This window comes from Duganella sp. HH101 (assembly GCF_001758795.1).
Lineage (GTDB): Bacteria > Pseudomonadota > Gammaproteobacteria > Burkholderiales > Burkholderiaceae_D > Rugamonas > Rugamonas rivuli.
The window spans coordinates 117,593-134,322 of the sequence record NZ_LRON01000012.1 but is presented as its reverse complement, the minus strand read 5'-3'; the positions used below and the strand labels follow the sequence as shown (position 1 = coordinate 134,322).

18 protein-coding genes and 1 pseudogene are annotated in these 16,730 nt (G+C 62.6%); 17 read left to right on the top strand and 2 right to left on the bottom strand.

The window, feature by feature from the left end:
• Nucleotides 1-7: 7 nt before the first annotated feature.
• Complete coding sequence (gene argS / locus DUGA2_RS19635) at nucleotides 8-1,717, bottom strand: arginine--tRNA ligase (RefSeq protein ID WP_070271176.1); 1,710 nt, start codon at nucleotides 1,715-1,717, stop codon at nucleotides 8-10.
• A 691-nt stretch (nucleotides 1,718-2,408) separates the two neighbouring features.
• Here argS and rsmB point away from each other — a divergent pair.
• The 8 genes and pseudogenes from rsmB (at nucleotide 2,409) to DUGA2_RS19595 (ending at nucleotide 10,508) form a co-directional block, all read left to right on the top strand.
• Nucleotides 2,409-3,812: a 16S rRNA (cytosine(967)-C(5))-methyltransferase RsmB gene (gene rsmB / locus DUGA2_RS19630; protein ID WP_070271175.1), complete on the top strand. Its 1,404-nt coding sequence runs from the start codon at nucleotides 2,409-2,411 to the stop codon at nucleotides 3,810-3,812.
• Nucleotides 3,805-4,458, top strand: coding sequence for a DUF4390 domain-containing protein (locus tag DUGA2_RS19625; RefSeq protein WP_083296381.1), 654 nt, complete (start codon nucleotides 3,805-3,807; stop codon nucleotides 4,456-4,458). Before rsmB ends, DUGA2_RS19625 begins: the two co-directional genes overlap by 8 nt.
• The gene (locus DUGA2_RS19620; protein ID WP_070271174.1) at nucleotides 4,459-6,753 is read left to right on the top strand and encodes an ATP-binding protein; all 2,295 of its coding nucleotides are present in this window, start codon (nucleotides 4,459-4,461) and stop codon (nucleotides 6,751-6,753) included.
• A gap of 63 nt (nucleotides 6,754-6,816) precedes the next feature.
• Nucleotides 6,817-7,530: a response regulator gene (locus DUGA2_RS19615; protein WP_008445040.1), complete on the top strand. Its 714-nt coding sequence runs from the start codon at nucleotides 6,817-6,819 to the stop codon at nucleotides 7,528-7,530.
• Nucleotides 7,531-7,579: 49 nt separating this feature from the next.
• A complete protein-coding gene (locus DUGA2_RS19610) occupies nucleotides 7,580-7,954 on the top strand; it encodes a GTPase (protein WP_229214728.1) in 375 nt (124 codons plus the stop codon).
• Between the two features lie 111 nt (nucleotides 7,955-8,065).
• Nucleotides 8,066-8,323, top strand: a complete 258-nt coding sequence (locus DUGA2_RS19605; protein WP_020704859.1) for a DUF3567 domain-containing protein — start codon at nucleotides 8,066-8,068, stop codon at nucleotides 8,321-8,323.
• A gap of 53 nt (nucleotides 8,324-8,376) precedes the next feature.
• Nucleotides 8,377-9,139, top strand: a pseudogene (locus DUGA2_RS19600) (class II glutamine amidotransferase).
• Nucleotides 9,140-9,227: 88 nt separating this feature from the next.
• Nucleotides 9,228-10,508, top strand: coding sequence for an EAL and HDOD domain-containing protein (locus tag DUGA2_RS19595; protein WP_070271172.1), 1,281 nt, complete (start codon nucleotides 9,228-9,230; stop codon nucleotides 10,506-10,508).
• Nucleotides 10,509-10,575: 67 nt separating this feature from the next.
• Here the strand turns inward: DUGA2_RS19595 and DUGA2_RS19590 are convergent, their stop codons facing one another.
• Nucleotides 10,576-10,953, bottom strand: coding sequence for an SPW repeat protein (locus DUGA2_RS19590; protein ID WP_070271171.1), 378 nt, complete (start codon nucleotides 10,951-10,953; stop codon nucleotides 10,576-10,578).
• Between the two features lie 149 nt (nucleotides 10,954-11,102).
• Here DUGA2_RS19590 and DUGA2_RS19585 point away from each other — a divergent pair, with 149 nt between their 5' ends.
• The 9 genes from DUGA2_RS19585 (at nucleotide 11,103) to DUGA2_RS19550 (ending at nucleotide 16,728) form a co-directional block, all read left to right on the top strand.
• Nucleotides 11,103-12,044: an ABC transporter ATP-binding protein gene (locus tag DUGA2_RS19585; RefSeq protein WP_070271170.1), complete on the top strand. Its 942-nt coding sequence runs from the start codon at nucleotides 11,103-11,105 to the stop codon at nucleotides 12,042-12,044.
• A 10-nt stretch (nucleotides 12,045-12,054) separates the two neighbouring features.
• Complete coding sequence (locus DUGA2_RS19580; RefSeq protein ID WP_070271169.1) at nucleotides 12,055-13,368, top strand: ABC transporter permease; 1,314 nt, start codon at nucleotides 12,055-12,057, stop codon at nucleotides 13,366-13,368.
• The gene (locus tag DUGA2_RS19575) at nucleotides 13,368-13,586 is read left to right on the top strand and encodes a DUF6434 domain-containing protein (protein ID WP_070271168.1); all 219 of its coding nucleotides are present in this window, start codon (nucleotides 13,368-13,370) and stop codon (nucleotides 13,584-13,586) included. The genes DUGA2_RS19580 and DUGA2_RS19575 overlap by 1 nt, the downstream gene beginning before the upstream one ends.
• Complete coding sequence (locus tag DUGA2_RS19570) at nucleotides 13,583-13,801, top strand: hypothetical protein (protein ID WP_070271167.1); 219 nt, start codon at nucleotides 13,583-13,585, stop codon at nucleotides 13,799-13,801. Before DUGA2_RS19575 ends, DUGA2_RS19570 begins: the two co-directional genes overlap by 4 nt.
• Nucleotides 13,802-13,849: 48 nt before the next feature.
• Nucleotides 13,850-14,359 carry a hypothetical protein gene (locus DUGA2_RS19565; protein ID WP_070271166.1) on the top strand — a complete coding sequence of 170 codons (510 nt, stop codon included), beginning with the start codon at nucleotides 13,850-13,852 and terminating at the stop codon, nucleotides 14,357-14,359.
• Between the two features lie 59 nt (nucleotides 14,360-14,418).
• Nucleotides 14,419-14,736: a hypothetical protein gene (locus DUGA2_RS33645; RefSeq protein ID WP_141753320.1), complete on the top strand. Its 318-nt coding sequence runs from the start codon at nucleotides 14,419-14,421 to the stop codon at nucleotides 14,734-14,736.
• Nucleotides 14,737-14,898: 162 nt separating this feature from the next.
• Nucleotides 14,899-15,141 carry a hypothetical protein gene (locus DUGA2_RS19560; protein WP_070271165.1) on the top strand — a complete coding sequence of 81 codons (243 nt, stop codon included), beginning with the start codon at nucleotides 14,899-14,901 and terminating at the stop codon, nucleotides 15,139-15,141.
• Between the two features lie 72 nt (nucleotides 15,142-15,213).
• Complete coding sequence (locus DUGA2_RS19555) at nucleotides 15,214-15,867, top strand: hypothetical protein (RefSeq protein WP_070271164.1); 654 nt, start codon at nucleotides 15,214-15,216, stop codon at nucleotides 15,865-15,867.
• A gap of 213 nt (nucleotides 15,868-16,080) precedes the next feature.
• A complete protein-coding gene (locus DUGA2_RS19550) occupies nucleotides 16,081-16,728 on the top strand; it encodes a hypothetical protein (RefSeq protein ID WP_070271163.1) in 648 nt (215 codons plus the stop codon).
• The last annotated feature ends 2 nt before the right edge of the window (nucleotides 16,729-16,730 follow it).

Sequence of the window (16,730 nt, the reverse complement as noted above, 5' to 3'; positions counted from 1 at the left end):
TTCGCAATTACATTTTGTTGGGAGCGGAGACGCCGATCAGCGCCAGGCCGTTGCGCAGCACCTGGCGGGTGGCGACCATCAGCGCGATACGGGCCGCCTTCAATGCCTCGTCGTCGACCAGCACGCGTTCGGCGAAGTAGAAGCTGTGCAGGTTGGCGGCCAGGTCGCGCAGGTAGAACGCGATCTGGTGCGGGCCCAGTTCCGCTTGCGCGCGCGCCAGCGTTTCCGGGTAGGCGGCCAGCGTGGCCAGCAGCGTCGCTTCGGTCGGTGCGGTCAGCGGCGACAGGTCGACCTTGGCCAGGTCGGCTTCGGCGCCGGTCCACTGTTCCAGCATGCGGCAGATGCGCGCGTGGGCGTACTGCACGTAATACACCGGATTTTCGTCCGAGGTTTTCAGCGCGACGTCGACGTCGAATACGAATTCGGTGTCGGCCTTGCGGGAGATGAGGAAGAAGCGCACGGCGTCGCGGCCTTTTTCGATGTCGCCGCCGCCCGACCATTCGATCAGGTCGCGCACGGTCACGTAGGAGCCGGCGCGCTTGGAGATCTTGACCTCTTCGCCGCCCTTCATCACCGTGACCATCTTGTGCAGCACGTAGTCGGGGTAGCCCTGCGGGATGCCGACATCGACCGCCTGCAGGCCGGCGCGTACGCGGGCGATGGTGCCGTGGTGGTCCGAACCCTGGACGTTGATCGCCTGGGTAAAGCCGCGCTGGAACTTGACGATATGGTAGGCCACGTCCGGCACGAAGTAGGTGTAGGTGCCGTCCTTCTTGCGCATCACGCGGTTCTTGTCGTCGCCGTAGTCCTCGGTGCGCAGCCACAGCGCGCCTTCTTCCTCGTAGGTCTTGCCGGACTTGTTGAGCATGTCGACGGCGGCGTCCACCTTGCCGTCGGCGTACAGCGACGATTCGAGGTAGTAGTTGTCGAACTTGACGCCGAAGGCTTGCAGGTCGATGTCCTGCTCGTTGCGCAGGTAGGTGACGGCGAAGTGGCGGATCGATTCGATGTCTTCGATGTCGCCCGAGGCGGTGGCCGGCGAGCCGTCCGAAGCCGATACGGTTTTCTTCAGCAGGAAGTCGGCGGCGATGTCGGCGATGTAGTCGCCGTTGTAGGCCGATTCGGGCCAGGCGGCGTCGCCCGGCTTGTGGCCGCGCAGGCGGGCCTGCACCGAGTTGGCCAGGGTCTGGATCTGCACGCCGGCGTCGTTGTAGTAGAACTCGCGGGTGACGGCGTAGCCCTGGGAGCCGAACAGCGACGACAGCGCGTCGCCCAGCGCCGCCTGGCGGCCGTGGCCCACGTGCAGCGGGCCGGTCGGGTTGGCGGAGACGAATTCGATGATGACGCTCTTGCCCTTGCCGGCTTCGGCGGTGCCGAACGCGGCGCCCTGCGCCAGCACGGCCTTGACCACGGCCTGTTTGGCGGCGGCGCTCACGCGCAGGTTGATGAAGCCCGGGCCGGCGATGTCCGCCGATTCGACCAGGCCTTTGCCGGCCGGATTGGCCAGCAGCGCGTCGACCACTTTGGTGGCCAGTTCACGCGGGTTCATTTTCAGCTGCTTGGCCAGTTGCATGGCGATGTTGCAGGCCACGTCGCCATGGGACGGGTCGCGCGGTCGCTCCAGGACGACGTTGGCGGCGACTTCGGTGCCGGCCAGGATGGGAGCGAGGGCGGCCTGGAACAGGGCGGTGATATCTTGTTTTTGTTGGGCGAGCATGAGCAAAAAGGCGGCTGAACCGCGTGTATGAATACATCCGAAAGCGAAAACGGCCGGGGCGCAGGCGCCGGCCAAACAGCGGTAATTATACTGGTTTGCCGCTGCCGGGTCATCGTAGCGGGACGACGGGGCCTGGCGGCATAGTCTAGCCCGATTGTTGACGCAAAACAGATGGGGAGTGTTGAAAAAGTAAAATCATGGTTGGCTGGGTAGTTTCCTTCTTTCTTCATTTTTTGAATCGAATTCATCCTTTCCCGGCGGAGATATTGGACTTTATTACAAAGTTTGAACTATATTTGGTTTATGGTGACTCAGTGTTATGTGCGTTCGTGTTGTTGGGCGGCGCATTCCGCTTTATCGCCGAAGGATGGGGGGATCGGAAATGAAGAACAGATTGTTGAGCGCGTTCTCCGAAGGCTTCAAGAACAGTTTCCGCTTATCGGCATCGCTTGTTGCGTCGGTCGCTGCGACTATCACCACCTTCGCCCATCACAATCCTGCGGACCTTCCCGAGGTATCCGACAACCAGAAAATATTGAGGAAACCCAGGAAACGATAGGCGTCGATTTGCCCAAAGTCTCAGCCATCGAGACGCGAAGGTTACAAGCGTTACAATCAGCTTCATCCCCTTGTCATATGCACTGCTGTATACTGCGCGATCACGCCCGCCGGCAATACCTGGAATTAGCATATGAACAAGCGTCCGACGCTCTCCTTAAAGTCCCCCGCCAAGGCGGCTGCGCCCAAGCTGCGCGCCAGCCATGCACGAGAGTTCAAGCCGGCGCCGCAAACCAGCTTCCAGACCGGCCTCAAGCCCGATTCGCTGGCCTACAGCCTGATCGGCGCCGCCCAGGCGGTGGCCCAGGTCCGCACCGGCACCAACCTGCCGCAGGCGCTGGCCCAGGTCTGGGCCAGGGGCGAGGCCACGCCGCAGGCGCGCGGCGCGATGCAGGACATCGCCTACCGCTGCATGCGCCAGCTGGGCCAGAGCGAAACCCTGATCGGCCTGATGGCGCCGAAAGCCCCGGAACCGCTGGTGGCGGCCCTGCTGGCCTGTGCGCTGGCGCTGATGACGGCGCCGGACGAGGTGGCCCCGTACGAAGAATTCACCGTGGTCGACCAGACCGTGACGGCGGCCGACGCCCATCCGGACACCGCCCGTGCCAAGGGCATGGTCAACGCCGTGCTGCGCCGCTTCCAGCGCGAACGCAAGGCGCTGCTGGAAACCGCGCTGCTGCAGCCGCTGGCCAAGTGGAACTACCCGCAATGGTGGATCGACGCCGCCAAGGCCGCCTGGCCGCAGGACTGGCAGGGCGTGCTCGCCGCCGGCAACGGCGCGCCGCCGCTGACCTTGCGCATCAACGCCCGCAAGACCACGATGACCGCCTACCTGGCGACGCTGGAGGCGGCCGGCATGGCGGCGACCCAGATCGGCCCGTATGCGGTACGGCTGGCCAGGCCGGTCGGCGTGACCCTGATCCCCGGCTTCGCCGACGGCCTGGTGTCGGTGCAGGACGCCGGCGCCCAACTGGCCGCGCCGCTGCTGGACGTGCGGGACGGCATGCGCGTGCTGGACGCCTGCGCCGCCCCCGGCGGCAAGACTTGCCACATCCTGGAACTGGCCGACGCCAGCGTGACGGCGCTGGACGCCGACGCCAAGCGCCTGGCCCGGGTCGGCGAGAACCTGGAACGGCTCGGCCAGCAGGCCACGCTGCGCACCGCCGACGCCCAGGGCGCCGGCTGGTGGGACGGCAAACCGTTCGACCGCATCCTGGCCGACGTGCCGTGCACCGCCTCGGGCATCGTGCGCCGCCACCCGGATATCCGCTGGCTGCGCCGCAAGGGCGACACGCTCCAACTTGCAACACTTTCGTCCAAAATCCTCGACAACCTTTGGCAGATGCTCGCACCGGGTGGTAAATTGCTATTCGTGACATGTTCCTTGTGGCCGCAAGAATCGGAGGCGCAGGCAGCCGCGTTTGCAGTACGAAACCAGGCTGTGCGGCTCGATGCGCCAGGCCAGTTGCTCCCCGCCGGTGGCGCAGGGCAGGATCACGATGGTTTGTTCTACGCGCTGTTCCAGAAAAATGCGTAACCGTTTTGCCTGCTTAGTTAGCAGCTTAGCTGCCCATTTGCTACCGACGGACCTTTTGAGCACCGGCCCCCACGTGACATCACGATTTTTTCGCCTCCTGATCGGACAACTGCTGCTGGTACTGGCCTGCGTGCTGCCGCAGGCCGCGCACGCCGCCGACGGCGTGGAAATCCGCCGCTGGCTGATCGAGGCCAGCGACGAGGGCTACAAGCTCAACGCCAAGTACAGCTTCGAACTGACCCACGACATGGAGGACACGCTGCAGTACGGCGTGACCCTGTACTTCACCACCGAGATCGAATTCACCCGTCCGCGCTGGTACTGGTTCGACGAGAAAGCCATCGTCAAGCGCCAGACCATCAGCCTGTACTACAACGTGCTGACGCGCCAGTACCATGTGACGGTCGACGGCAATGTGCGCCAGACCTTCTCCTCGCTGGACGATGCGCTGTTCCTGATCCGCAGCCCCAACCGCTGGCTGGTGGCGCCGCGCGGTGCGCTGGAGGTCGGCAAGACCTATAACGTCAAGCTGAGCATGGGACTGGACCCGAACTATGTGTCCAAGCCGCTCAAGGTCACAGCCCTGAACAGCAGCGAATGGCGCCTGGCGTCCGACAAGAAAATCTTCCAGTACAAGGCGGAGTAAGTGAGCACGGCCTTGCGGTACTTTTCCGTCGTCGGCGGCGCCCTCATCAGTATCCTGCTGTTCCTGCTGGCCTCCGCCTCCGACAATTCCGGCTTCTTCGACCGCTACTACGCCTGGCTGCTGGGCCTGAACGCGGCGGTGGCCGGCGCGCTGCTGCTGCTGGTGGCCATTTCCCTGTTCCGGCTCTACGCGCGCTACAAGAGCGGCAAGTTCGGCTCCAAGCTGATGACGCGGCTGGTGCTGCTGTTCGCCGCCATCGGCGTGCTGCCGGGGCTGGTGATCTTCCTGGTGTCGGTGCAGTTCGTCTCCCATTCGATCGAATCGTGGTTCAACGTGCCGGTCGAGGAGGCGCTGGAGTCCGGCATCAACCTCAGCCGCGCCGGCCTGGACACGGCGCTCAAGGACTTGAGCGCGACCGCCAACAAGACCGTGCTGCAGCTGGCCGAACGGCCCTACGGCACCGAGCGCGCTGCGCTGGCCGGCCTGGTCAAGGAACACAGCGGCATGCAGAACGCCATCATCGTCGACGCCGACGGCGGCCTGATCATCAGCGCCCGCGCCAACCGCAGCGGCAACCTCAGCGCCGACCTGCCGACCCGCGAAATGATGGCCAAGGCCAAGGACGGCGGCTACGGCGCGCCCGAGGGCGGCAGCGAGCTGCGCAGCAACCTGATCAACGCCCCCGTCAACGCCCAGGACAGCGCCAGCCAGCTGCGGCTGCGGGTGGTGATGGCCATTCCCGACTTCGTGCAGGCCAACGGCACCCACCTGGCGCCGCGCTATCTGCAACTGATCCAGCTGGCGCCGGCGCAGCTGGCGGCCGACGGCGAGACCATCCGCAGCGCCTATTCGGACTACAAGGAACGCTTCGTGGCCCGCGTCGGCCTGCGCAAGATGTACATCGTGACGCTGACCCTGACCCTGCTGCTGGCGGTGTTCGGCGCCATCGCCAGCGCCTTCCTGATCGCCAGCGACCTGGCCCAGCCGCTGCTGCTGCTGGCCGAGGGCACGCGCGCGGTGGCCGAGGGCGACCTGTCGCCGCGCCCCATCGTCGCCACCTCGGACGAGCTGGGCACGCTGACGCAATCGTTCAACACCATGACGCGCCAGCTGTCGGACGCCCGCAGCGCGGTCGAGCGCAACCGCGCCGCGCTGCAGAACGCCAAGACCCACCTGGAATCGGTGCTGGCCAATATGTCGGCCGGGGTGATGGTGCTGGACCACGAGTTCCACCTGATCAGCTGCAACGACTCGGTCGAGCGCATCCTGCAGCAGGCCGGCGTGACGATGATAGGCCAGAAGCTCGACGAGATCGAAGGCTTGCAGGAATTCGGCGGCGCCATCGTGGCGGCGTTCGCGGCGCAGAGCGCGCAGTCGGCGGCCGGGCGCAACCTGCAGCGGCTGCACTGGCAGCGCCAGATCGAGGTGCCGCGCCGCAGCGCCGCGCTGGACGACAACGACCAGACCCTGCTCACGCGCGGCTCGCGCCTGCCGATCGAGGGCGGCGGCAGCGGCTACCTGGTGGTGTTCGACGATATTTCCGACGTCATCTCGGCGCAGCGCTCGATCGCCTGGGGCGAGGTGGCGCGCCGCCTGGCGCACGAGATCAAGAATCCGCTGACGCCTATCCAGCTGTCGGCCGAGCGCCTGCAGATGAAGCTGGAAGGCAAGCTGGCGCCGGCCGACATCGAGCTGCTCAACAAGGGCACGGCCACCATCGTCAACCAGGTGGCGGCGATGAAGCGCATGGTCGACGATTTCCGCGACTACGCCAAGACCCCGCCGGCCATGCTGGAGCCGCTGGACCTGAACGCGCTGGTGGAGGAGATCCTGCACCTGTACCTGCGCGGCGAGGGCGACGACATCATCCACCCGCAACTGGCCCCGGGCCTGCCGCTGGTGATGGGCGACGCGACCCAGCTGCGCCAGGTCATCCACAATCTGCTGCAGAATGCCCAGGACGCGATGGCCGAGCTGCCGGCGGGCGCACCGCAGCCGCACATTGACGTGATCAGCGAAGCCATTCATTATCAGGGCGCGGACGGCAGCACGCGCACGGCGGTGCGGCTGGCGATCTCCGACAACGGGCCCGGATTCGCGCCGAAAATCCTGGCGCGGGCGTTCGAACCGTATGTCACCTCGAAGGCCAAAGGCACGGGCCTGGGGCTGGCGATGGTGAAAAAAATTATCGATGAACATGGGGGCAGGATCGATATCCAGAACCATGTCGATAGAAGTGGCGCGTCGGTAGTGATTTTGCTGTTAAAGTTAGCACCGGCGACGCAAATTACCTGAGTAGCACGGATTAAAAAAATCATTGCCGGCCATGAGCTGGCGAAATGAGGAAGGCAAGGGAAGATGGCAAACATTCTGGTAGTGGACGATGAAATGGGTATCCGTGAGTTGCTCTCGGAAATCTTGAGCGACGAAGGACATGCTATACAACTGGCGGAAAACGCCCAGCAGGCGCGCGAAGCGCGGGCCGGCGGTGCGCCCGACCTGGTGCTGCTCGATATCTGGATGCCGGATACCGACGGCGTCACGCTGCTCAAGGAGTGGCAGCGCGACGGTCTGTTGACCATGCCGGTGATTATGATGTCGGGTCACGCGACCATCGATACGGCGGTCGAGGCCACCCGCATCGGCGCGCTCAATTTCCTGGAAAAACCGATCGCCCTGCAAAAACTGCTGAAGGCGGTCCAGCAAGGCCTGACCCGCGCCCAGGAAACGGTGCGCGCGCCGGCGCTGGCGCCGCGTCCGGTGGCGGCGGCCCAGCCCGAGGAGGCGCCCAACGCCGGCTTCAACCAGCCCAACCCGGCTGCGGCGATTGCCGTGCGCGGCGGCGCCACCATCGCCGGCGCCGACAACCACATGTTCAACCTGTCGTTCGACCTGCCGCTGCGCGAGGCGCGCGACGCCTTCGAACGCATGTATTTCGAACACCACCTGGGCCGCGAAGGCGGCAGCATGACGCGCGTGGCCGAGAAAACCGGCCTGGAACGCACGCACTTGTACCGCAAGCTCAAGCAATTGGGCGTGGAGCCGGGCAAACTCGCAAAAAAGGGCGTCTGAGCCCGTGACCGGACCCAAGTCCGCCGGCGCAGCCCCATCACGGGCGCCGGTGCCGACCTGGCTGGTAACGGGCTCCCGCGCCAACGAGCGCGAAACCGCCATCGCCGCACGCCTGGAAACAGGCGTGCCCAGCGTCGCTATCCTCGAAGGCCTGTCGGGCGGCAGCTCGGCACTGGCCTTCGACCCCGCCGAAGGCCCCATCCCCTTCGATCCCGTACCGCAAGTGTTGCGTATTGCCCCAGGCTGTCTCCATTGCAGCGGCAATCTCATTTTGCGAGTAACATTGAACCGGGTGCTGCGCCGTCCTCCGGCGCGGCTCTACATCAGTCTGGCTTCCGCCGAACACCTTGAACTGCTGCGTTCCTGGTTGTCCGAGGCGCCCTACGGCGCGTTGCTGGAGTTGCAACCCGACATCGCGGCCTAAGCCCCGCCCGCTGATCGGCCTGTTTTTGGCCTTGAATCGTCCGCTTTCAGCCCCATTTCGGTACTGAAGGCGCAACCGAGTAGTGTTACGCCCCTTGTGAAAGGAAGCAACATGAACCTCATCTATAACAGCGAGCAATACAGTGTTGTCGAATTCGGCGCCGACCGTACCCTGGATGCGCTGCGTTTCGGCGGCTATGAAATCGTCGACAAAGGCGGCAAGCGCGAAATCTTCATCAACGGCATCCTGGCGCAGAATTTCCGCCGCGACGTCAACGAGTTGATCGCGGGCGAGCCGACGATGGCTGAAATCGACGAGTTTTTGGGCAGTTATGATGAGCTGATGAGCCATCCGGTGCTGCTGCACTAAAAAAAGCACGCGGCGCATGGTATGGTTCGCCTGTAACAACAGAGAACCAGACCATGTGCCAACTCCTAGGAATGAACTGCAATGTCCCGACCGACATTGTGTTCAGCTTTACCGGCTTCGCCATGCGCGGCGGCCAGACCGATACCCACCATGACGGCTGGGGCATCGCCTTTTTCGAAGGCGCCGGCGTGCGCCACTTCGTCGACCACCAGGCTGCGATCGCCTCGCCGATCGCCGAGCTGATCAAACGCTACCCGATCAAGTCCACCAACGTCATCGCCCATATCCGCAAAGCCACCCAGGGCCAGGTGGCGCTGGAGAATTGCCATCCCTTCGTGCGCGAGCTGTGGGGCCAGTACTGGGTGTTCGCCCACAACGGCGACCTGAAGGAATTCGCGCCGGTGCTCAACGGCGCCTACCGCCCGGTCGGCAATACCGACAGCGAACGGGCGTTTTGCTACATCCTGCAGCATCTGCGCGCCCGCTTCGGCGAGCAGCGCCCGCCGCTGGCCGAGCTGCGCGCCGCGCTGGCCGACATGACGCGCGAGATCGCCGGCTATGGCACGTTCAACATGCTGCTGTCGTCCGGCGGCGAATTGCTCGACCAATCTGTTCTACCTGGTGCGCCAGCACCCGTTCGACAAGGCCGTGCTGTCGGACGAGGATGTCAGCGTCGATTTTTCGCAAGTGACCACCCCCAACGACCGCGTCGCCATCATCGTCACGCAGCCGCTGACCACCAACGAGCAATGGACGGCGTTCGGCGCCGGCGAGCTGAAACTGTTCATCGACGGCGTTCCGCAGGGCGGGGACTGAGCCAAATTATCCAAGACAGGGCCAGATATTGCTGTCAAAATATTAGTACGGCGAAATATCAGCCCCATGTTTTGTACTGATAGAAGCAATGATCGATCTCTCCCTACACGATACCGGTCCCCGGAATCTGCGCGTGCGCGAATTCTATCTGGGGCGCCAGCCCATCCTGGACCGTAACCAGACCCTGTTCGGCTACGAGTTGCTTTTCCGCAACGCTCCGGTGGGTCCGGCCAACGTCACCAACGAGCTGGCGGCGACGGCGGCGGTGATCGCCCATGCCTCGCAACTGGGCATGGAAAAGACCATCGGCGACGCCCTGGGCTTCGTCAACGTCGATGCCGACGTCCTCATGACCGACATCTTTCCCTTCCTGCCGCGCGAAAAAGTGGTGCTGGAGATCGCCGAAACCCTGCCGCTGACGCCGCCGCTGCTGGCGCGCATGACCGAACTGGCGAGCCACGGCTTCCGCTTCGCGCTGGACGACGTGACGGGCGAATCGGCCAACGTGGCGGCGCTGCTGCCGCTGGTCGACTACGTCAAGATGGATCTGCGCAACCTGCCGCTGGCCACGCTGACGAAGCTGGTCCCGCGCTTCCGCCAGGAGCAAAAAAAGCTGGTGGCGGAAAAGGTCGAGACCCGCGAAGAATTCAAGAACTGCCTGGACCTGGGCTTCGACTTCTTCCAGGGCTATTACTTCTCCAAACCCGTCATCATGAGCGGCAAGAAGCTGTCGCCGTCGCAGCTGGCGGTGATGGAGCTGATGACGCTGGTGACGTCCGAGGCGGACAACCAGGAAATCGAGCGCGCCATCAAGCGCGACGTGTCGCTGGCGCTGAACCTGCTGCGCCTGGTGAACACGCCGGCCGTCGGCGCGCGCCAGCGCATCGACTCGCTGAGCCAGGCCGTGACGATACTGGGCCGCCGCCAGCTGCAACGCTGGCTGCAGATCATGCTGTATGCCGAACCGAGCAAGCGCGGCCATAGCATGACGCCGCTGCTGATGCTGGCCACCACGCGCGGCCGCCTGCTGGAGCTGTTGGCCGGCAAGCTGCGCCCGAGCCAGCGCCACTCGGCCGACATCGCGTTCACGGTCGGCATCATGTCGCTGATGGACACGCTGTTCGGCATACCGATGTCTGAAATCCTGGCGCAGATACCGGTCAACGAGGAAGTGTCGGAAGCGCTGCTGTATCGCGGCGGCTTCTTCGGCGACCTGCTCAAGCTGGCCGAATGCATCGAGCGCATCGAGGAAATGGACGACCACATCGTGCCGACATTGCGCGACCTCGCCATGTCCACCGACGAACTGGTGGAACTGGAAATGGCCGCCTTCGAGTGGAGCGACAACGTGGTGCGTTACGCGCTGTAAGTAACCCCGCAAACCAAGGGGGCTGACCCCGTACGGGGTCAGACCCCGGCCGCAGCGCTGTGCGGGGTCAGGTGGCGTGGCCCGCGCCCGGCCAGTGCTTGTGCAGCTCGGGATCGGTCTGCATTTCCCACAGCGCCAGCACGACGACCGCGATGCCCACCACGACCGAGTTCCACATCAGCTCGCGGTTGTCGGCGATCTTCAGCACCCACGGTGAAATCGCCACCCATATCCCCACCAGCAGATTGAGCAACACGGCCCAGAAATAGGTCTTGTACAGATCGAACGCGGCCAGCAGCGCCACCACTGCGCCGGAGATGAACGCGGTCCACGCCTGGATCGACGGGATTGGATACGCGAACACCCACGGTGAAATAAAGAACCACAGCCCCAGCAGCAGGATCAGCTGGTCCTGCCAGCGTTTGACGGACGGATTGGTTGCCATATGCGCCTCCCTAGTCAGGCCGCCCGGATGGCGGCATTCACTTCTTAGGCCGCGCAACAACGCAAAAGTTCACCGCCGGGACAGGCAACTTGCCATTTAGGTATCGCGACGCTATGCTTGCCGCTTATCGAATACTCAACAGGGCGGCTATGGCTTCGGTACTACTCAGCGTGAATCAGGTCTCCAAATCCTACGGCGCGCGCAAGGCGGTGGACGGCGTGTCCTTCCAGGTGCAGCAGGGCCAGACCGTCGGCCTGATCGGCCCCAACGGCGCCGGCAAGTCGACCACCGTCAGCATGATCTGCGGCTTGCTGCGCAGCGACAGCGGCAGCATCGTCATGGATGGCGAGACCATCGGCCAGGGCCCCAGCGAGGCCAAGCGCAAGATCGGCTTCGTGCCGCAGGACCTGGCGCTGTATGAAGACCTGTCGTCGCTGGAAAACCTCAAGCTGTTCGGCGCGCTGTACGGCCTCAAGGGCGCGCTGCTGAAGCAGCGCTGCGAGCAGGCGCTGGCGCTGGTCAACCTGGCCGACCGCGCGCAGGACAAGCCGGCCACCTTCTCCGGCGGCATGAAGCGCCGCCTCAACATCGCCGCCGCGCTGCTGCACGACCCGCAGCTGCTGATCCTCGACGAGCCGACCGTGGGCGTCGATCCGCAAAGCCGCAACGCCATCTTCGACACGCTGGAAACGCTGAAGACGCAAGGCCGTTCGCTGATCTACACCAGCCACTACATGGAGGAGGTGGAGCGGCTGGCCGACCACATCGTCATCATCGACCACGGCAAGGTGCTGGCCGACGAAACCCCGGCCGCGCTGTATCGCCGCCTGCCGGCCCAGGCCGCGCTGCGCGCCGAACTGGCCGCCGCGCCGTCGGCCGCGCTGCTGTCCGGCGTGCAGGCCCAGCCCGGCGTGACCGGCGTGCAGGGCGAGGGCAACGCGCTCGACATCGGCCTGGCCGACGCCGCCCACGCGCCGGCCGTGCTGGCCTGGCTGGCGCAGCAGGGCACGCCGCTGCTGCACTTCGCCACCGCCAAGACTTCGCTGGAAAACATCTTCCTCAACCTGACCGGCCGCAGCCTGCGCGACTGATAGGAACACCATGACTGCATTGATCGCCCTGGTCCGCAAGGACTTGATCCTCTATATCAACGACAAGCGCGCGCTGATGCTGCACCTGCTGATGCCGGTCATCCTGGCGGCCTTCTTCGGTTCGCTGTTCGGCGGCGGCTCCGAAGCCAAGACCAGCAAGATCGAAGTCGGCCTGGTGCAGCTGGACCAGTCCGACAGCGGCAAGAAAATCGCCGCCGGCCTGAAAGCCGACAGCGCGCTGACCATCATCGAACTGAGCGACGCCGAGGCCCAGGCCAAGGTGCGCGCCGGCAAGCTGTCGGTGGCGGTGGTGATACCGGCCGGCTTCGGCGACGCCGCCGCCGGCGCGCTGTTCAGCGGTCGCAACAAGCCCGAGCTGCCGGTCTACTACGATCCTTCGCAATCGACCATGCTGGCCATGGTGAAGGGCTTGCTGACGCAGCAGGTGATGCAGGTGACTAGCGCCGCCGCCATGGGGCCCAAGGGCCACCTGACCACGGAAAAGCAGCTGGCCGAATTGCGCACCGAAGCCGCCGGCGATCCCTCCAAGGCCCAGCTCAGCGAGTTCCTCGTCAGCCTGAAGAAGTTCCAGGACCAGCGCGCCGCCGACGAGGCTGGCAAAGAGGCCGCCGCCAAGGCCGAGGGCAAGCCGGCGCCGGCCGATGCGCCGGTCGGCATGACCATGCCTTACACCACGCGGGACCAGGCGCTCAGCAGCGGTCCCAAGTACAACGGTTATGCGCATTCGTTTGCCGGCATGGGCGTGCAGTTCATCCTGTTCATGGGGATAGACATGGGCGTTGGCATCTTGCTGGCGCGTCGCACCGGCGTCTGGAACCGCCTGCTGGCGGCGCCGGTGTCGCTGACCACGGTGCTGGGCGGCCGCGCCGTATCGGGCGCCATCATCGCCATGGGGCTGATGTGCGCGATGTTCGTCTGCGCCATGCTGATCTTCAAGGTGCAGATCAGCAGCGTGCCCGGCTTCCTCGGCATGGCCGCCAGTTTCTCGCTGATGACGGCGGCTTTCGGCCTGCTGATCGCCGCCTTCGGCAAGACGCCGGAAGCGGCGCGCGGCATCGCCACCTTCGCCACGCTGATCATGGTGATGCTGGGCGGAGCCTGGGTGCCGTCGTTCGTGTTCCCGGCCTGGGTGCAACAGGCGACGCTGGTGGTGCCGACGCGCTGGGCGGTCGACGGTTTCGACGCCGTCACCTGGCGCGGCCTGGGGCTGGATGGCGTGCTGCAGCCGATCGCTGTGCAGCTGGCGTTTGCCGTGGTGTTCGGCGGTATCGCGGGCTGGAAATTCCTGCGGGACCAAAAATAATGAAATTCGACTGGCACGGTGCGGAAATTTCGCGGGCAACCGAAATTGATGCCGACTACAGGAACACACAGAACGTGCGGCGCTTTCTTGCCGGGCAGTGCGGGCCGGATTTCAAGTTCGACCGTGAGCTGATGGCCTGGGTGCGTAGCGGCGCCGCGAAGAACATGGGCGATGTGGCCGATGAATGGACGCGCCGCCACGAGCGGGGGCGGGCATGAAAGAACTCAAGTTCAATATTTTCGGAAAGTTTATAGCGATCACCGGCACAGCCGGAGCCTGGCGCGCTTTCTACCTTGGCACCGACGGCAAGCGCCGGCCGGCAGACTTCATCGTCCCGGGCGACATCGCCGAGCATGACCTGTGCGAGTATCTGGCCGACCTCTATCATGAAAATGCCACGCCTCGGAATTGCCAGGCGGTACAGCTTCTGTAAGGGTAGCGCTGGGCCGGAAACGGCCTGTCAAAACGAAAGGATTAATGCATGTTGAGCCTTGAAGACGCCCAGTGGAAGGAGTTCCACGGTGGTTATAGAATCCCATATGATGCATCGGTAGCCCTGCGTTCCATGCAGGACGGAATGGATGTATGGGACGAACTATGGAATGAGCTTCACCATCAAGGGGATGTCGATGTCGCTTCTTACGCGGTCGTTCCCCAGATGGTCCGCATCGCAGCCGGTAGGATCAAACGTGATTGGAATTTTTACGGATTGGTGGCGACCATCGAAGTTGCGCGCCATCGAAAAGACAATCCGACCGTACCCGAGTGGTTGAGAGCCGACTACGACAGTGCTTTGACAAAAGCGTCCGGGTTAGCGTTGGTGGACATCAATTCGGCAATCGACAGTGATACAACTTGCGCCATCCTCAGTGTACTTGCCCTGGCAAAAGGCGAATTGAAGCTTGGCGCCATGCTTTCGGGTTTGGATGAATCCGAACTGGACGAATGGCTGGAAGAGCGACTAGCCTGGTCTGATTTGTACGAAGAGTAGTATTTAACTTTCGGTCACGAGTGGCCGGACGTGTTGTGCACCGCATAGGGGAGCAAGTATTGAAGGTTACGTTGCAAGTGCAGGTTGAACGCTTCGTTGATGATCACCAACCAGGCTTTGTTGCCTGCGCGCTGATTGACGCTGAAGGCCGACGTCACGAGTTCATTGAAAAAGGGCCAGTGGTTAGTAAGGGCAATCTTTGGTCGGACAGCTTGTATCCTCAGGCAGGATTTTTCGGTTGCTGCATTGAAGATGAATGGACGGATAAGGCAGGAAGACGCTTGGTCCGCGTAAGCACAGAAAGACCTTGGGCAATCGAGTCTATAGTTGGAGAGACGGTTTTCACTGTCCATGAGCAGCAGATCGTGCGTGCGTGAGAAAAGTCTGCGAGCGGATAGGTCCGCGCAATCAAACTGCATAAATGGCTTATTTGTGGCAGATGTGATTGCAGTCGAGTCCGCCGGCCAAAGCAGCCATTTTATAGGCGGGATGGGGCAGGTCTAAAGGACAGGGCCGGTTCCGACGAAGTAAGACTCCATATGAAACTTCATATTATTTATACGGAATCGACCATGCTGCTGTCAAAGAAGGACTACGCGACGTGGCAAGATATCCAGCGGGATTTTCCGGAATTCAAAGCATCGTTGGGTCCATGGCCTTGCAGCGAGATGGCCGAGTATCTTAGCGAAGAGTATCCCGGTATTTCGCCTAGCGCCCAAGCCCAGATTGCCGAGCTACGAGATTCCGATTCTGTATTTTTGGAGGTTCGGTTTGTGAAGTAAACGACGGACTTGCAGCTGAAATCGGCTAGAAGCGGCAGCTCGCAAGTCTGACGTAATTTCTAAGCGAAACATATGACCTCGAATTTGAAAACGATGCAACTGCCAGAAATTGAGGCCCTCCGCCGCAGATGTATGGCGCTAGCGATGCTCGATGCACTCATGTGTCCCGAGTGGGAGTATCGGTATTACAGCTTCAATCCGCAGTGGTCCGTAACAGAAGAAATGGCATCGATGAGGAACGGCCATGGAGATGATTGGTTCCTCTTGTTCGACAAAGTTGGCGCCGCCCTAAAAGGGTTTACACGTGATTCCGGCATTGCGAAGACAGACTACGCGCAGAGAATTCAAATCGAAGTTCCACAAAGCTTCACCGCTTTTCTTTTTGAGCCCGCGTTTTCGATGGAGTTCGCTACGTTCTGTTACTGGAGAAACGCTAGTGACTCCGCGTGGTCGAAGGTGAGTGCAGGTATTGAGAGGGCAAACGTTGATGATGGTAGTCAAGCGTCGCTCTCCCTTCTCATCGGTTCCGCGAGCGCGTATCAGGAATTTGCGAACGACTACTATGAAAAAAATATTTCTGTTGAAGTCATCCAGGCTGTATATGATCTTGCGCCCCTGACCGAACGACTAGTTACGAATTTAAATCCAAGTCTTGCAGTCGTCGATGCGGGGTTCCTCGCAAAAGAGATAGGCTATCCATTTGAACGTGCGCTTGAGGGCAACTAACCTTTATTCTGATGGGGACCCTGATGAGCGAATGATTCAGTTTTTTTGACTGTGACGCAAGCAAGGACGGCACTTCCTGGGATATCTCTTTCCGCATTACTGCTTCCATTACAAATCTCCTTCATTCAAATCAAACCGAGCAGAACTTTAACCTAAAGTTTCCGCAAATCAATCCGATACATAAGGATACAAACCGTTTTCGTGAGCTTTTGAATGGCGCAATCCGTCAGGGCCCTGATCGCGCACTGCGTGAACCAGGTGATCCGCCAGTACTACCCCGAACAATATTGTTCGCTGTGCCACGTCTACGCCATCGTCGGCTCCAACCTGATCAGCATTGTGCTGGGCCGGGTGTACCGGCCGGTGGCGGGACTGGCCGCTGTCGATTGCGGCGGCGGCGAGTTGATGCGCATGATGGATAACGCCGCCTTCGCCAACCCCGCAGGCGGCGCCTACCACTGCTGGATCGAATCGGCCGACGATCTGCTGACCGAACGCGAAGTGGTCGATCTGACCTTCCGCCACAATCACACCTACGCTGAAAAGAACGGCCACGGCTGGCGGCGCGAACTGCCGCCGGATTTCCTGTGGGGGCCGCAAAGCCAGATCGCCGTGCAGGCGCCGATCGATGCGATACCCACTTCCTTCCCAGACGGCATGGTCTGGCTGCAAGAAACCGACGAGGGCTGGGAATGGATGACGGGCCAACTGCTGGAACATCAGAACGCTTTTGTCGCACTGACTGCAGAAGCCTACAAACTGTTCCAGGCCAGCCTGCCGCCGGACAGCAGGCTGCTGGCCCAGGCGCAGGCTGCGCCGCACGCGAATGCGGCGGCCACCGAGACGATGGCCGCGCAGTAAGA

Coding starts and splice junctions, on each gene's coding strand:
- rsmB (WP_070271175.1), top strand. CDS start 2,409: ATGAACAAGCGTCCGACGCTCTCCTTAAAGTCCCCCGCCAAGGCGGCT.
- DUGA2_RS19585 (WP_070271170.1), top strand. CDS start 11,103: ATGGCTTCGGTACTACTCAGCGTGAATCAGGTCTCCAAATCCTACGGC.
- DUGA2_RS19575 (WP_070271168.1), top strand. CDS start 13,368: ATGAAATTCGACTGGCACGGTGCGGAAATTTCGCGGGCAACCGAAATT.
- DUGA2_RS19605 (WP_020704859.1), top strand. CDS start 8,066: ATGAACCTCATCTATAACAGCGAGCAATACAGTGTTGTCGAATTCGGC.
- DUGA2_RS19625 (WP_083296381.1), top strand. CDS start 3,805: ATGCGTAACCGTTTTGCCTGCTTAGTTAGCAGCTTAGCTGCCCATTTG.
- DUGA2_RS19565 (WP_070271166.1), top strand. CDS start 13,850: ATGTTGAGCCTTGAAGACGCCCAGTGGAAGGAGTTCCACGGTGGTTAT.
- DUGA2_RS19590 (WP_070271171.1), bottom strand. CDS start 10,953: ATGGCAACCAATCCGTCCGTCAAACGCTGGCAGGACCAGCTGATCCTG.
- DUGA2_RS19560 (WP_070271165.1), top strand. CDS start 14,899: ATGAAACTTCATATTATTTATACGGAATCGACCATGCTGCTGTCAAAG.
- DUGA2_RS19555 (WP_070271164.1), top strand. CDS start 15,214: ATGACCTCGAATTTGAAAACGATGCAACTGCCAGAAATTGAGGCCCTC.
- DUGA2_RS19615 (WP_008445040.1), top strand. CDS start 6,817: ATGGCAAACATTCTGGTAGTGGACGATGAAATGGGTATCCGTGAGTTG.
- DUGA2_RS19570 (WP_070271167.1), top strand. CDS start 13,583: ATGAAAGAACTCAAGTTCAATATTTTCGGAAAGTTTATAGCGATCACC.
- argS (WP_070271176.1), bottom strand. CDS start 1,717: ATGCTCGCCCAACAAAAACAAGATATCACCGCCCTGTTCCAGGCCGCC.
- DUGA2_RS19580 (WP_070271169.1), top strand. CDS start 12,055: ATGACTGCATTGATCGCCCTGGTCCGCAAGGACTTGATCCTCTATATC.
- DUGA2_RS19595 (WP_070271172.1), top strand. CDS start 9,228: ATGATCGATCTCTCCCTACACGATACCGGTCCCCGGAATCTGCGCGTG.
- DUGA2_RS19550 (WP_070271163.1), top strand. CDS start 16,081: ATGGCGCAATCCGTCAGGGCCCTGATCGCGCACTGCGTGAACCAGGTG.